Source organism: Corynebacterium pilosum DSM 20521 = CIP 103422 (genome assembly GCF_000373805.1).
Lineage (GTDB): Bacteria > Actinomycetota > Actinomycetes > Mycobacteriales > Mycobacteriaceae > Corynebacterium > Corynebacterium pilosum.
The window spans coordinates 106,282-120,416 of the sequence record NZ_KB892461.1 but is presented as its reverse complement, the minus strand read 5'-3'; the positions used below and the strand labels follow the sequence as shown (position 1 = coordinate 120,416).

General features: G+C 60.2%; 12 protein-coding genes. 10 read left to right on the top strand and 2 right to left on the bottom strand.

From position 1 onward, the window contains the following. Positions 1-44: 44 nt before the first annotated feature. The 10 genes from B097_RS0108035 to secG all read left to right on the top strand — a co-directional run bounded on the left by B097_RS0108035 (position 45) and on the right by secG (position 12,378). The gene (locus B097_RS0108035; RefSeq protein WP_018582020.1) at positions 45-590 is read left to right on the top strand and encodes a PH domain-containing protein; all 546 of its coding nucleotides are present in this window, start codon (positions 45-47) and stop codon (positions 588-590) included. A gap of 3 nt (positions 591-593) precedes the next feature. Next, the gene (gene uvrC / locus B097_RS0108030) at positions 594-2,705 is read left to right on the top strand and encodes an excinuclease ABC subunit UvrC (protein WP_018582019.1); all 2,112 of its coding nucleotides are present in this window, start codon (positions 594-596) and stop codon (positions 2,703-2,705) included. A gap of 21 nt (positions 2,706-2,726) precedes the next feature. After that, positions 2,727-3,614 (top strand): RNase adapter RapZ, encoded by an 888-nt coding sequence (gene rapZ / locus B097_RS0108025; RefSeq protein WP_018582018.1) that lies wholly within the window; start codon positions 2,727-2,729, stop codon positions 3,612-3,614. A gap of 26 nt (positions 3,615-3,640) precedes the next feature. Next, positions 3,641-4,615 (top strand): gluconeogenesis factor YvcK family protein, encoded by a 975-nt coding sequence (locus B097_RS0108020; RefSeq protein ID WP_018582017.1) that lies wholly within the window; start codon positions 3,641-3,643, stop codon positions 4,613-4,615. 53 nt (positions 4,616-4,668) lie between these two features. Next, on the top strand, positions 4,669-5,655 hold the full coding sequence (gene whiA, locus B097_RS0108015) for a DNA-binding protein WhiA (RefSeq protein ID WP_081618031.1): 987 nt from the start codon (positions 4,669-4,671) through the stop codon (positions 5,653-5,655). A 360-nt stretch (positions 5,656-6,015) separates the two neighbouring features. Beyond that, entirely contained in the window at positions 6,016-7,020 is a 1,005-nt protein-coding gene (gene gap, locus B097_RS0108010) for a type I glyceraldehyde-3-phosphate dehydrogenase (RefSeq protein ID WP_018582015.1), read from the top strand. 161 nt (positions 7,021-7,181) lie between these two features. Further along, positions 7,182-8,399, top strand: a complete 1,218-nt coding sequence (locus B097_RS0108005; protein WP_018582014.1) for a phosphoglycerate kinase — start codon at positions 7,182-7,184, stop codon at positions 8,397-8,399. A 33-nt stretch (positions 8,400-8,432) separates the two neighbouring features. Next, on the top strand, positions 8,433-9,215 hold the full coding sequence (gene tpiA, locus B097_RS0108000) for a triose-phosphate isomerase (protein ID WP_018582013.1): 783 nt from the start codon (positions 8,433-8,435) through the stop codon (positions 9,213-9,215). An 84-nt stretch (positions 9,216-9,299) separates the two neighbouring features. After that, a complete protein-coding gene (gene ppc, locus B097_RS0107995) occupies positions 9,300-12,065 on the top strand; it encodes a phosphoenolpyruvate carboxylase (RefSeq protein WP_018582012.1) in 2,766 nt (921 codons plus the stop codon). A gap of 79 nt (positions 12,066-12,144) precedes the next feature. Continuing rightward, on the top strand, positions 12,145-12,378 hold the full coding sequence (gene secG / locus B097_RS0107990; protein WP_018582011.1) for a preprotein translocase subunit SecG: 234 nt from the start codon (positions 12,145-12,147) through the stop codon (positions 12,376-12,378). Positions 12,379-12,440: 62 nt separating this feature from the next. Here secG and pgl read toward each other — a convergent pair whose 3' ends face one another. Continuing rightward, positions 12,441-13,166, bottom strand: coding sequence for a 6-phosphogluconolactonase (gene pgl / locus B097_RS0107985; protein WP_018582010.1), 726 nt, complete (start codon positions 13,164-13,166; stop codon positions 12,441-12,443). A gap of 26 nt (positions 13,167-13,192) precedes the next feature. Beyond that, the gene (locus tag B097_RS0107980; RefSeq protein ID WP_018582009.1) at positions 13,193-14,131 is read right to left on the bottom strand and encodes a glucose-6-phosphate dehydrogenase assembly protein OpcA; all 939 of its coding nucleotides are present in this window, start codon (positions 14,129-14,131) and stop codon (positions 13,193-13,195) included. Positions 14,132-14,135 lie beyond the last annotated feature (4 nt).

Genomic DNA, 14,135 nt, shown 5'->3' with positions numbered 1-14,135 from the left:
ATCAGGTAACGATCAATCAAGCGTGGAAATGGTGACGAAACTAAGTGGACGAGAATACACCAAACACTAAGAACACCCCGGGTGGACTCACAGACCGCGAAATCGCGATCATGAACGCGGCCGACCCATTTGCGGCCACCACTGATAAGCCCTGGGAGTTTGAGGCGACCTCGAATTTCCTGCGCAAGGTGGCAATCGGCTGGGTGATCGTCGTCATGCTGATCCATATCTTCATGGGCGTCGTGGTGGACATCGAATTCACCGGCGCAACCATCACCCCGATTGATAAGTGGGCTTATCCGCTGATCGGCGTCATCATTTCCATTCTTTCCTGGATTGCGCTGAACCGCCCACGCGTGCGCGCCAACGCAGACGGTGTTGAGGTCCGCAACATGATCGGCACTCGTTTTTATAGCTGGGTCGTCATTTACGGCCTGAGCTTCCCGCAGGGCTCAAAGATGGCGCGTTTGGAGTTGCCCGAGTTTGAGTACGTTCCGCTGTGGGCGATCCAGTCGGCTGACCGTGAAAAGGCACTGGAGTATGTACGCCAGTTCCGCGTCCTAGAGTCCAAGTACATGCCGGAAGATTAGTCTGTGGCACATCCGAATACCTACCGCCCGGCCCCTGGAACCATTCCGACGGACCCGGGCGTGTATAAATTTCGCGACGATTCAGGGCGTGTCGTGTACGTCGGCAAGGCGAAGAATCTCCGCGCTCGCCTGTCGAACTACTTCCAGGACCCAGCCCAGCTGCACCCCCGCACGAAGCAGATGGTGTTCACTGCTTCTCAGGTGGAGTGGACCGTGGTGGCCAGCGAAGTCGAAGCGCTGCAGCTGGAATATACGTGGATTAAGCGCTTTGATCCGTGGTTCAACGTCATGTACCGCGACGATAAGACCTATCCCATGCTGGCAGTCAGCGTGGGGGAGAAATTTCCGCGCGCGTTTTTCTATCGTGGACTGAAGCGTAAGGGCGTGCGCTATTTCGGCCCTTATTCGCATGCGTGGGCCGTGCGCGAGACCCTCGACCTGCTCACCCGAGTCTTTCCGGTGCGCACCTGCTCCGAGGGAGTATTTAACCGGCACGAGTCACTGGGCAGGCCTTGCTTGCTGGGCTATATCGACAAGTGCGCGGCCCCGTGCGTCGGGCGTGTCGACGAGGCGCAGCACGACGAGATCGTCTCCGGCTTCATGGGCTTCTTGTCGGGGCGCACAGAACCTGTCACGAAGGAGCTCACACGCCGCATGATGGAGGCCAGCGAGAACCTCGAGTTCGAGAAGGCCGCCAAACTGCGCGATGACCTTGATGCCATAAAGAAGGTAACGGAGCGCCAAACCGTCGTGCTCAGCACGGACACGGATGCCGATGTCATCGCCTTTTCTACTGACGAGCTTGAAGCGGCAGTGCAGGTGTTCAATGTGCGGGACGGAAGGATCCGTGCCCAGCGGGGGTGGGTCGTCGAAAAGACCGGCGATGAGCCAGGCAGCATGGAGCGTCGCGACGATGGAGAGCCGGATCCGGCAGTCCCGGTGCTGATGCAAAATTTCCTCGTCCAGTACTACTCGGATGCGGTAGAGCGCGCCGAAGCTGAAGCCGAAGAAGACAAGAAAATCGATCAGACCAAGATTCGCCGCAGGGGAGTGGACCAGGAGTCGCACGCTCCAGTGCGTGTCTACAACCCGGTGCCTCGCGAGATCCTCGTGGAGGTCATGCCTGATGAGGCAGAGGAAGTCCAGGTACTGCTCAGCGAGTTGCGTGGTGCACAGGTTGATCTGCGTGTACCGCAGCGCGGGGATAAGGCCGCGTTGATGGAGACGGTGCACCGTAACGCGGTGGAAGCGTTGCATCAGCACAAGTTGAAGCGCGTGGGTGACCTCACAGCGCGTTCGCAAGCATTGCAGGATATCCAGGATGCTCTGGGGTTGGATCAAGCTCCGCTGCGCATTGAGTGCACTGATATTTCGCACATCCAGGGTACGGATGTGGTGGCGTCGCTGGTGGTGTTCGAGGACGGGCTGCCGAAGAAGAATGACTACCGGCGTTACCGCATCAAGGAGGCCGCGGGTGACGGGCGCAGCGATGATGTGGGATCGATCGCGGAGGTCACTCGTCGTCGTTTTAAGCGTTACAACGCAGATAAGTTGGCGAACCCGGAGGAACTCGACGTCGACGAGACGGTCTTCGCTGACGAGGTGACCGAGGTAGAGACCACGGATGCTACAGCTGTTTCTGCCGCAACTGCGGCCGCGGAGGGGCGAAAGTTTGCCTACCCGCCGAACCTGTTCATCGTCGATGGCGGCAAGCCCCAGGTCAACGCAGCTCAGGCGGTGTTTGACGAACTTGGCGTCGTGGATGTCACGCTGATCGGCCTGGCCAAGCGCCTGGAGGAAGTGTGGGTGCCTGACGACGATGAACCGGTGATCCTGCCACGCAACTCGCAGGGAATGTACCTTCTCCAGCAGGTTCGCGATGAGGCGCACCGTTTTGCGATCAACTACCACCGCCAGAAGCGGTCGAAGCGGATGCGCGCCTCTGCCCTTGATGGGGTGCCCGGACTGGGGCCGACGCGGAAGAGCGATTTGGTGAAGCACTTCGGCAGTGTGAAAAAGATTCGCGAGGCCTCAATTGACGCGATCGCTGAGGCACCGGGGATCGGCCCGAAGTTAGCGGCAACTGTTTATGAACATTTGCACCTCGAACAATAGGGATTCGATACGATAGGTGCCATGACAAACGATTTTGCAATGGGCGGTCCTATCCCACCGGTAATTATTACCGGCCTGTCCGGGGGTGGCCTGTCTTCCGCCGCAAAGGTTTTCGAGGATAAGGGATTTTTCGTCCCCCAAAACCTCCCTCCGCAGTTGATTGAAGAGATGGTGGAGCTAGCCACAGCGGATGACTCGCCGGTGGACCGTATCGCGATTGTCACCGACGTGCGCGCCCGCATGTTTAATGGTTCCCTTTTAGGCACAATCCAGAACCTGCGCGAGAAGGGCTACGACCCGACCGTGCTGTTCTTAGAGGCTCGTGACGACGTGCTGATCCGCCGCTTCGACGGTGTCCGCCGCACCCACCCGTTGCAAGGAGATGATCCTTTAAGCACGGGTATTCAGCGCGAACGCGATTCCATTGCGCCGGTGCGTGATCAGGCTGACATCATTATCGATACGTCGAACTTGTCGATCCATGATCTGCGCCGCGCCATCGAGGCCTCCTTCGGCGATGTTGCGAAGAAGAAGCAGCACATCACCATCCAGTCATTTGGGTTCAAGCACGGTGCCCCGCGCGATGCCGATTACATGTTCGATGTCCGCTTCCTGCCGAATCCTTACTGGATACCTGAGTTACGCGCTTATCGTGGCACGGACCAGCAGGTCTCTGATTATGTGCTGTCGCAAGATGATGCGCCGGCCTTCGTCGATAGCGTTGTCCAGCTCATCGGCTCTATTCTGCCTGGGTATCGCCATGAGGGAAAGAACTTTATCACGGTTGGTATTGGCTGTACGGGCGGTCACCATCGTTCCGTTGCGATCTCGGAAGAGATCGGGCGTCGTTTAAACGAGGACGATTCGGTCGATGTTGCGGTCCTGCACCGCGACCTAGATAAGAGTTAGCGCAGAGCTGGGTAGAGAGTTTTTCCATGAAGAAATATTCGGGAGATCTGGCCTGCCTCGGTGGCGGCCACGGTCTTTATCAAACTTTGCTGGCGGCGCAGTCGCTGACCACCGGTAACGTCAACGCGGTTGTCACTGTGGCTGACGATGGCGGATCGTCGGGACGTATCCGGCGTGAACTTGGCATCGTCCCTCCGGGAGACTTGCGGATGGCGTTGGCTGCGCTTGCGCATGACGACGACGAGGGCGCCCTGTCGCGCAATCTTTTACAGCATCGCTTCGGTGGTCATGGTGCACTGGCCGGCCACGCAGTAGGAAACCTGATTCTGGCAGGTCTAGCCGAGGAGCTTGGCGACATGCAGCAAGCTTTGGACTTGGTGGCGCGCTGGACGCGCTCGGCAGGACGCGTGATCACGCTGTGCAACGAGCCACTGGATTTAGAGGCCGATGTCGCAGGGCTTGACGACGACCCCCGCGTGATGCGTCCTGTGCGTGGCCAAGTGGCGGTGGCGACCACACCAGGGCAGGTGCGGCGCGTGCGGTTGATTCCGGAGACTCCGGCTGCCAACGAGAATGCAGTCAACGCAATCATGGATGCCAGCGTGGTCACACTAGGCCCGGGGTCCTGGTTTTCGTCGGTAATCCCGCATGTTTTGGTGCCTGATATCGTCGCTGCGCTCAATGAGACCTCGGCGCTTGTCGTCGTCATCTTGAATTTATCGCCGGAAGCCGGGGAGACTCACGGTTTCACGACGGAGCGCCACATCCACGTTCTGGGCCAGCATGCCCCTGAGCTGCGGGTCGATGCCGTTGTGGCCGACAATTACATCAGTCCAACTAAAGGGGAGCGGGGCCACTTGCAGCGGGCTGCGGCCAGCCTCGGTGGGGAGATTGCGTACTATGATGTCCACGTCGCCGATGAGTCTGGGGCGAGTGTGAACAAGCATGATCCCGCCAAGTTGGCAATGGCGCTGCGCGATCTGTACGAGAAGCGCCAGTAGTTCCGGGGACCGTTGTGAAGGTCCCGTGCGAAGTGAGGTAGAAAGGCAGGCCGATCGTGGCGTTGACTGCGAAAGTCAAGGATGAATTATTGCAGGTGTCTCTGGGGACCCGGGAAGACCGGATCGCTGAGGCGACTGCGATGATTCGTTACGCAGGCGAGATTGAGCAGGGCGTGCACGGTCTGACCATCGTCGCCGACTTCGATTCGCGACCCGTCGCCGATCATTTAGCCGAGCTCATCCGAGATCTGTGCCCGGCGACAGTGAAAGTGATGACGATTTCTCCTGGCGCAACAACGCGTGAAACCCGCCACGAAGTCACCATCACCGATGGGTGCGAAGAAGTGATTCGTAGGCTCCATCTGGTGACGGCCTCCGGCCACCCCGTGGTGGGATTGCCCCGCCAGGTCATTTCGGGCACAGTCAGCCAAGTCGAGGCGGCGTGGCGGGGCGCTTTTCTTGCTCGTGGCGTGTTGTCGGAGCCGGGGCGCTCGTCGACATTGGAAGTGATCTGTCCGCGCCAAGAGGCTGCTCTGGCGCTAGTCGGTCTTGCTCGCAGGCTCAGTGTGTCGGCGAAGACGAAAGAGTCCCGTGGCGTGGAACGCGTGGTGGTGCGCGACGGCGAGGCGATCGGCATCTTGCTGACCCGCATCGGCGCAACACGGACGCGCCTGGAGTGGGACGAGAAGCGGAAGAAGCGCATCGTGAAGACGAACGCCAGCCGCTTGGCGAATTTCGACGATGCCAACCTGCGCCGTTCCGCGCAGGCCGCAGCAGCTGCCGCTGCGCGAGTGGAGCGGGCAATGGAAATTTTGGGCGACGACGTGCCCGAGCATCTGGCTGAAGCCGGGTTCTTACGCGTGCAGCACCGGCACGCTTCCTTGGAGGAGCTGGGCCGGTTGGCTGATCCGCAGATGACGAAGGACGCCGTGGCCGGGCGAATCCGGCGCTTGCTATCGATGGCTGATAAGCGTGCGAGCGAACTGGGTATCCCAGATACGCATTCCGCTATTAATAACGACGGTGCGGGCGCCGACTAGATTTCCACCTCGTCAGTGGACCGCGTTTAACACGACCCTACCTGTTGTGACTAACATCACTGACAAAGATTGGTGATTTATCAGCATCGCGGGAGGAATGGCTGGGGGTAGTCAGCGTGCCCGGTGTCGACCACATGTCCTGCACTTTGTTAGACAAAGGCACATTTCGACGACTTCGAATGTGGCAGTTTCGGACAGAATCGGGCAACCGCCCAATGTGGGGAGAAAAGAGCTTTCTGGCCTTCTGCGAGAAGAGTAGAACCGCGCTAAACTGGTGATTGTCGGACAAAGACCGCTGCTAGATGGCATTTTTAGTGATGTCTGTCCGGAAATATTCCCAACTTTAGAGGAGATAGATTAGTGACTACACGCATTGGTATCAACGGTTTCGGACGTATCGGCCGCAACTTCTTCCGCGCAGTTGTCCAGGGCAACTCTGACCTCGAGGTCGTTGCAGTCAACGACCTGACCGACAACAAGACCCTGTCGACCCTGCTGAAGTACGACTCCATCATGGGCCAGCTGGGCAAGGATGTTGAGTTTGACGACGAGTCCATCACCGTCGACGGCAACCGCATCGCCGTCTACGCAGAGCGCGATCCAAAGAACCTGGACTGGGCGAAGCACGACGTTGACATCGTGATCGAGTCCACCGGCTTCTTCACCGACGCTGAGGCAGCAAAGGCGCACATCGACGCTGGTGCGAAGAAGGTTATCATCTCCGCTCCTGCAAAGAACGAGGACGCAACCTTCGTTTACGGTGTGAACCACGAGGATTACGACCCAGAGAACCACAACATCATCTCCGGCGCATCCTGCACCACCAACTGCCTGGCTCCAATGGCAAAGGTTCTGAACGACGAGCTCGGCATCGTCAAGGGCCTGATGACCACCATTCACGCTTACACCGGTGACCAGCGCCTGCACGACGCTCCTCACAAGGACCTGCGTCGCGCACGTGCAGCTGCACAGAACATTGTTCCTACCTCCACTGGTGCTGCTAAGGCTGTATCCCTGGTTCTTCCAGAGCTCGAGGGCAAGCTGGATGGCTACGCACTGCGCGTCCCAGTCATCACCGGCTCCGCAACTGACCTGACCTTCGAGGCAGGCCGCGAGACCACCGTTGAGGAAGTCAACGAGATCATCAAGAAGGCTTCCACCGGTGACTTCGCAGATACTCTCGGCTACACCGAGGAACCACTGGTGTCCACCGACATCATCGGCGACTCCCACGGTTCCCTCTTCGACGCTGGCCTGACCAAGGTCAATGGCAACCAGGTCAAGGTTGTTTCCTGGTACGACAACGAGTGGGGCTACACCTCTCAGCTGCTGCGTCTGACCGAGCTGGTTGCGTCCAAGCTCTAAGGACACCGCGCCCCAAGCTGCCAGCGTTAAGCCGCGCGCCCTCGTCGGCACGCGCCCGCTGTCGTAGCGCGTAACCTCATGGCGGCCCGGGGTGTGTAGACACACACTTCGGGCCGTTAGTTTTACCCATTAGCAACGAAATTACTTAGGAGCTTGACCTCATGACTGTAAAGAATCTCCAAGACCTGCTCGACGAGGGCGTCGACGGGCGTCACATCCTCGTCCGTTCTGACTTCAACGTGCCACTCAACGACGCCGGCGAGATCACCGACCCCGGCCGTATTGACGCTTCACTGCCGACGCTGAAGGCACTCCTTGAGGGTGGCGCGAAGGTGATCGTCATGGCGCACCTGGGCCGCCCCAAGGGTGAGCCAGACTCGAAGTACTCCCTGGCACCAGTGGCGGAAGCTTTGTCTGAGCGCCTTGACCAGTACGTTGCGCTGGCTCAGGACGTCTCCGGTGAGGACGCCCACGAGCGCGCCAACGGACTGACTGAAGGCGAGATCCTCCTGCTGGAGAACGTCCGCTTCGATCCGCGCGAGACCTCCAAGGATGAGGCAGAGCGTGGAGAATTCGCCGATGAGCTGGTGGCCCTGGCCGCAGACAACGGCGCATTCGTCTCCGACGGCTTCGGTGTTGTGCACCGTGCGCAGACTTCGGTCTACGACGTTGCAAAGCGCCTACCTTCCTACGCCGGCAAGCTGGTGGACAACGAGGTCAGCACCCTGGCAGCAGTCAAGGACAACCCAGAGTCCCCTTATGTCGTCGTTCTCGGCGGCTCCAAGGTTTCTGACAAGCTCGGCGTGATTGAGGCGTTGGCAACCAAGGCCGACCACGTCATCATCGGCGGCGGCATGTGCTACACCTTCCTCACCGCCCAGGGCCACAACACCCAGAAGTCCCTTCTGCAGGAAGAGATGATCGATACGTGCAAGGACCTGCTGGAGCGTTTCGGCGACAAGATCGTTCTGCCGGTCGACCTAGTCGTCGCATCTGAGTTCTCGAACGACGCAGACCGCAAGGTCGTTGATCTCGACGGCACCCCCGAAGGCTGGATGTCCCTGGACATCGGCCCAGAGACCGCGAAGAAGTACGCGGAGATCATCAAGGACTCCAAGACGGTGTTCTGGAACGGCCCCATGGGTGTCTTCGAACTGTCCAACTTCGCCGATGGCACCCGCGCTGTCGCAGAGTCCATGATCGAGGCAACGAAGAACAATGGCTCCTTCACGGTTGTCGGTGGTGGCGACTCCGCAGCGTCGGTACGCACCCTCGGCCTCGACGAAGAGGGCTTCTCGCACATCTCCACCGGCGGCGGCGCATCGCTAGAGTTCCTTGAAGGCAAGGATCTGCCAGGCGTTTCCGTCCTGGGTTCCTAAACACACTTTTCAATCGAAAGGACACTGTCACTTATGGCACGTAAGCCACTTATCGCCGGCAACTGGAAGATGAACCATGACCACCTGCAGGCCATCGCGGATGTGCAGAAGCTCGCTTTCGCGCTGCCGAAGGAAGACTACGACAAGGTCGACGTTGCACTAACCGTATCGTTTACCAACATTCGTTCCCTACAGACCCTGGTTGAGGGCGATGACCTGAAGATCACCTACGGTGCGCAGGACATCTCTCAGCATGACTCTGGCGCCTACACTGGCGAGGTGTCCGGCGAGATGCTGTCCAAGCTGGGCTGCACCTGGGCAGTCGTGGGCCACTCGGAGCGCCGTCAGTACCACCATGAGACCGATGAGATCGTCGCTGCCAAGGCGAAGGCGGCTCTGAAGTGGGGGATTAGCCCCATCGTGTGCGTCGGCGAGCCTCTGGAAATCCGCGAGGCAGGCACCCATGTCGACTACGTGGTGGAGCAGACCCGCAACTCGCTTGCTGGCCTGAGCACCGAGGAGCTGTCTAAGACGGTCATCGCATACGAGCCTGTGTGGGCTATCGGCACCGGTAAGGTGGCCTCCGCCGCTGACGCGCAGGAGGTCAATGCTGCAATCCGCAAGACAGTTGCAGAGCTTGCCGACGAGGACGTCGCTGCCAACATGCGCATCCTCTACGGTGGCTCCGTCAAGACGGAAACCATTGCCGAAATCATTTCCCAGCCAGATGTCGACGGCGGCCTCGTTGGTGGCGCATCGCTCGACGGCTACGATTTCGCAAAGCTGTGCGCAGCGGCTGCTGACGCAACCAACTAAAAGGGGTTCACACTCCCGCTAGCCCCGAAGAACCCGTTTTCTTCGGGGCTTCTCCGTACTATTTCAATTAAGGGACACTGTTTGATGTCTACGCACGACCATCTCCAAGAGGACATTCGCTACCTCGGCCGGATCCTCGGACACATCATCGCCGAGCAAGAAGGCGAGGACGTGTTCAATCGCGTCGAGTCCGCACGCCAGGCCGCATTCGAGATCGCCAAGGGCGAAGCAGAACTTTCAGTACTGACTGACATGTTCGACAACATCGCGCCCGACGACGCCACACCCGTCATCCGCGCGTTCAGCCACTTCGCTCTCATGGCCAACCTGGCCGAAGATCTTCACGACGAGTGGAAGCGTGAGCGAGCAGCCGACAACGGTGAGGCCCCGAAGGACTCCACCCTCGAGGCAACCTGGGAGAAGCTGGCGGCATCCGAGGTGACGGAAGCGGAGGTCGCTTCGTCGTTAAGCGATGGCCTTGTCGCCCCAGTCCTGACCGCGCACCCCACCGAGACCCGCCGCCGCACCGTTTTTGATGCGCAGAAGCACATCACGCGCCTGATGATGGAGCGTCACCGTATCCTCGATGCTCCCGAAACGGCGCGTACGCAGCAGAAACTTGACGCTGTCGAAAGTGATATCCGGCGACGGATGACCTTGCTGTGGCAAACCGCCCTCATTCGTGTGGCGCGTCCGCGCATTGAGGATGAGGTCGAGGTGAATCTGCGTTACTACAAGCTGAGCCTGCTCGAGGAGATCCCGCGTATCAACCGCGACGTTTTCACCGCTCTTGGGGAAAGCTACGGGCCGGAGGCGATCACGGGGGCGATCGTGCGCCCTGGCTCCTGGGTCGGCGGCGATCATGACGGTAACCCTTATGTCACCGCGGAAACGCTCGACTACGCAACCCGCCGCGCAGCCCAGGTCGTGCTGCAGCACTATGAGACCCAACTGCACGCGCTTGAGCACGAACTCAGCCTGTCGGACCGCATGACCGACGTCACGGTGGAACTGATCGCGCTGGCCTCCGAAGGCCACAACAACGTCCCTTCGCGTATCGACGAACCCTACCGCCGCGCCATCCACGGCATCCGGGGGCGGATTCGCCGCACACACGAGCACCTCTTGGGCCCCGGATCTTTGGAAGGAAACTGGCATGAGGTCTTTGATCCTTATGAGCTGGCGACCGACTTCCTGGCGGATCTGGATGTGATCGATGCGTCATTACGCGCCTCCAACGACGCGATCATCGCCGACGACCGCTTACTCAACCTGCGCTCTGCGGTAGCAACGTTCGGGTTCCACCTGTACTCGATCGACCTGCGCCAGAACTCCGAGAGCTTCGAGGACGTGATCAGCGAGCTCTTCGCCGTGGCGCGTGTCGACGAAGACTACCGGGCGCTGAGCGAAGACGAAAAGGTCGCGCTACTGACTGCTGAACTGCAGACGCCGCGGCCGCTCATGCCAAGCTCATCGCACCAGTACAGCGAACCCACCGCCCGCGAAATGAGCTTGCTGCGTCAGGCTAAGCTCGCCGTCGATGCGTTCGGCGCCGATATGGTGCCGCACCAGATCATCTCGATGGCACAGTCTGTGTCCGACATTTTGGAGCCCATGGTCCTGCTCAAGGAGGTGGGCGTGATCCGGGCCGATGGCGACCAGCCGACCGGTGAGATCGATATCATCCCGCTCTTCGAAACCATCGAAGACCTCGAGGCCGGCGCCGGCATCCTGCGCGACCTATGGAACCTGCCGCTGTACCGCGCCTACCTGCGTCAGCGCGGGGACCTGCAGGAAGTGATGCTTGGTTACTCCGACTCCAACAAGGACGGCGGATTCTTCGCCGCCAGCTGGGCGCTCTACGACGCCGAAATCAAACTGGTTGAACTTGGCAAGGAGGAAGGGGTGCGCCTGCGCCTGTTCCACGGCCGCGGCGGCACCGTCGGCCGTGGCGGCGGCCCGTCCTACGATGCGATCCTGGCCCAGCCCGAAGGCGCGGTCGACGGCAGCGTCCGTGTCACCGAACAAGGCGAAATCATTTCCGCCAAGTACGGCAACCCAGCCACCGCCCGCCGCAACTTGGAGGCTCTTGTTTCCGCCACGATCGAGGCCAGCCTGCTGCCAGTCGGCAAGATCGACGACCATGAGCGCGCCTGCGAAATCATGGGAGAGATCTCCGCTCTGTCCCAAAAGAAGTACAGCGCTCTTGTCCACGAAGACCCCGGCTTCATCGAGTATTTCACGCAGTCCACGCCTGTCGACGAAATCGGCGAGCTCAACATCGGTTCCCGCCCGTCTTCGCGCAAGCAGACCCAGGACGTTTCGGACCTGCGCGCCATCCCGTGGGTGCTGGCCTGGTCGCAGTCGCGTGCTGCGATTCCGGGCTGGTTCGGCGTCGGCTCGGCGCTGTCCTGGTGGGTCGGTGAGGGCGACGACGCCGAAGACCGCCTCAACGAGCTACGCGACCTCAACGAGCACTGGCCGTGGTTCAATTCGACCCTGTCCAACATGGCGCAGGTCATGGCCAAGGCGGAGATGCGACTGGTGGAGCGGTACTCGCGGCTGGTGTCTGACAAGGAGGTCGCCGAACGGATCTGCCGGGTGATCAGGGAGGAGTTCGAGCTCACCCTGAAGATGCTTTCGCGCATCACCGGTTCCAACGATCTGCTCGCGGACAACCCGGCACTGGCTCGCTCGGTGCGTTCGCGCTTCCCATACCTGCTGCCGCTGAACGTCATCCAGCTGGAGCTGTTGCGTCGCCACCGCGCCGGTGATCACCGCACGGGAGTATCGCGTGGCATTCAGCTGACGATGAACGGGCTGGCTACCGCGCTACGTAACTCGGGCTAGGCGGCTACACGGCTTTTGATCGCCGTGGTGTAGACTTGATCAAGTTCCACGATTCAGACGAAAGAGGACACGACCTACCATGACGTTGGCATTGCAGATCATCCTGGTTATCGCTGCAATTTTGATGACCATCTTCGTGCTGCTGCACAAAGGCAAGGGTGGCGGCCTGTCCAGCCTCTTCGGCGGCGGCGTGCAGTCGAACCTGTCCGGCTCCACCGTGGTGGAGAAGAACCTCGACCGCATCACTATCCTGATGGCGATTATCTGGATCGCCTGCATCGTGGGCCTTAACTTGATTCAGGCCTACGTCTAACACACGCTTATCGACGAAAAATCCTCCTCACCGCTGTTGGTGAGGAGGATTTCTCGTATCTTTTAGAGGTGTGCTGCCGCGTTCTCAGCGACAAACAGGACCGTTTCCTGGCGGCCCTGCGCACCGGCGGCTGGCCAATCGTCGGCAGGCGAGCGCCGTGTGACATGACCGGCTGCCTCGGCCTTGTCCTTACCGGAGATGAGGAACCAGACACGTTCCGCGCGTGCCACTGCGGGAAGCGTCAGCGTGGTGCGCTCCGGTGGGGGCTTCGGGGAATCAGTGACGGCAATGACGAGGCGTTCGGTTTCGCGCACCGCGTCGGTATGGGGGAATAGCGAGTTGATGTGGCCCTCGTGGCCCATGCCGAGCAGGTGGATATCGAAGCCCTGCGGTGAGGTAGTGGTGATCACCTGCTCATACTCACGCGCCGAAGACTCCATGTCTGTGTCGCCAAGACCGTAGCCGTGGATGCGGTCGGCGGGAATATCGACTTTGTTTAGCAGCGCGTCGCGGGCTTGGCCTTCGTTAGAGTCGGGGTGCTCGACGGGGACGTTGCGCTCGTCGCCAAAGTAGACATGGACCTTCGACCAGTCAATACCTTCGATGGAGGCCAGCTTTTCAAGGGTGGCGATGCCCGCCGTACCCCCGGTCAGAACCACGTGAGCGATACCGTCGCGGTTCACCCCGCCGTCGTCGCTTGTCTGGATCTCTTTCACGGCATCGGCGAAGTTCTGCGCGGCCGTGGTTGTCAGCTCGTCAAGATCAGAAACTTGATTGATTGTTACCATATGTACTCCTTTCGGTAGTGATCGTTTTAGTAGTTGACTTGGACGTGAGCCAGGCCGTCTAGGGCCTGCGCATAAGCCACGTCGGGGTCAAGGTGGCGCAGTTCCTCAGCTAGGCACTCCGCGTCGGTGCGGATGTTGGCAGCCACGAGGGAATCAGGCTGGTTGGGAAGTCCAAGGCGCATGGTGCGTTCGTCGAGAACTTCTACGACGAGCGGGCCGGATGCACGGTGCAGCGTGACCGAGCGGATGGAGAACAGCGTCTGCTTGTCCTCATCGTCAGGGCGGAACGAGTTGCGCGTGACCGGCACACGCAGGCGATCCGCTAGCCAGCCGGCAGCGATGTCCACGCTTGGGTTGTCGGCGGGCCCGACGATCTCCGCGGACTCGACTGGTTCGTGCGGGTAGCGGTCCAGGGCAGAGGCGACGATGCCGCGCCACGGGGTGATGCGGGACCACATCATGTCCGAATCTCCCGGAGTGTAGCCGTTGGACAAGCGCAGCAGCGCGTTGCCAGAGACATTGTGGCGCGCGTTGGTAATGCGGCGCTGAGCAATCTTGCCCAGTGGGTGTTCTGCAGGCCGAGCGGGAGCAGTGGTGGGCCACCACGCCACGATCGGGGTGTCAGGCAGGAGTAGTGGGGTAACGATCGAATCGAGCTCCTCAGTAAGCGCGCCGTAAAGATTCATCACCACCATCTCAGAGGCACCAGCGTCAGCGGCGAGGATGGCCTTCGCATCCATCTTCGTTTCAGCGTGGCGGTCATGAGAGATCAGCACAAGCACGCGCGATGGGTGCTCGTGGGATGCGTCACGCACCGTGTCGAGCAGTTCGTCGAGTTTATCGTCGGCACGCGCAACGACGATCAACGTGAGCACACGGCCAGTCGCGAGCGAAAAGTTGTCTTGGGCCTCCAGCAGCGTCTTCGAGATCTCTCGGGTGCTGGTATCAGGCAAGTTCAAAATCATGAAA

Excerpts from the sequence above, each read along its gene's own strand:
- B097_RS0108005 (WP_018582014.1), top strand. The coding sequence starts at position 7,182 with ATGACTGTAAAGAATCTCCAAGACCTGCTCGACGAGGGCGTCGACGGG.
- rapZ (WP_018582018.1), top strand. The coding sequence starts at position 2,727 with ATGACAAACGATTTTGCAATGGGCGGTCCTATCCCACCGGTAATTATT.
- B097_RS0107980 (WP_018582009.1), bottom strand. The coding sequence starts at position 14,131 with ATGATTTTGAACTTGCCTGATACCAGCACCCGAGAGATCTCGAAGACG.
- secG (WP_018582011.1), top strand. The coding sequence starts at position 12,145 with ATGACGTTGGCATTGCAGATCATCCTGGTTATCGCTGCAATTTTGATG.
- ppc (WP_018582012.1), top strand. The coding sequence starts at position 9,300 with ATGTCTACGCACGACCATCTCCAAGAGGACATTCGCTACCTCGGCCGG.
- B097_RS0108020 (WP_018582017.1), top strand. The coding sequence starts at position 3,641 with ATGAAGAAATATTCGGGAGATCTGGCCTGCCTCGGTGGCGGCCACGGT.
- tpiA (WP_018582013.1), top strand. The coding sequence starts at position 8,433 with ATGGCACGTAAGCCACTTATCGCCGGCAACTGGAAGATGAACCATGAC.
- pgl (WP_018582010.1), bottom strand. The coding sequence starts at position 13,166 with ATGGTAACAATCAATCAAGTTTCTGATCTTGACGAGCTGACAACCACG.